Annotated in this window: 1 protein-coding gene; it reads left to right on the top strand. The window is 43.4% G+C overall.

What is annotated here, in order from left to right; all coding sequences use genetic code 11:
* Positions 1 to 219 precede the first annotated feature (219 nt).
* Positions 220 to 561: a hypothetical protein gene (locus CSQ88_RS22570; protein ID WP_099400276.1), complete on the top strand. Its 342-nt coding sequence runs from the start codon at positions 220 to 222 to the stop codon at positions 559 to 561.
* Positions 562 to 666: the final 105 nt, after the last annotated feature.

Below are 666 nucleotides of genomic sequence, written 5' to 3'. Positions count from 1 at the left end.
TTGATACCTGCTTCGCCAGTTAAATATTGCTGAACGACAGAGAGCTTGAATTGCGTTGAGTACTTGGACATAAAAACACCCCAAAAATATGGACGGGTGTCCAACTTTTGGGGTGCAGTTCATAAAGTGGCTTTTTTTTCGTCTATAAACTTACAGCTTTTCGAAAACGGCTGACAAGCGTACAATTTTGAGGATGTCAACTCAAAAATTGGTAACAAAATGTCAGCAGACGAGAAAGTGCTTGAACTTGCACGAAAAGTTACGGCACACAGAGCCAAGGTTGTGATAGACCACATCATCAAACACGGTCACATCACAACAGAAGACCTCAAAGAGACCTACGGATACAACCACCCGCCAAGAGCGGCGGCAGATGTAAGAGACCAAGGTGTACCACTAGAAACATTTAAAGTTACTGGCGGTGATGGTCGCAAAATCGCTGCATATCGTTTTGGCGACTCTTCCAAAATTGAAGATGGAAAACTTGGAGGAAGAAAGATACTGCCTAAACAGCTTAAAAAGTCTTTAATAGAGCGAACAGGTCCCCCTGTGTCAGGATAGTTGAGATACTCCCTTTTCAGGGATTCCAACTTACTCAGGGGGCTGGTTACTTATCATGTCGCGTATTCCCAAGGCTCGTAAAGATGCCATTTTAAGCAAAATGCT

The sequence above is a fragment of the Iodobacter sp. BJB302 genome (assembly GCF_002735645.1).
In the GTDB taxonomy this organism is placed as follows: domain Bacteria; phylum Pseudomonadota; class Gammaproteobacteria; order Burkholderiales; family Chitinibacteraceae; genus Iodobacter.
Note: the sequence above shows the minus strand (reverse complement) of the source record. Positions and strands in the feature narration are given on the sequence as shown.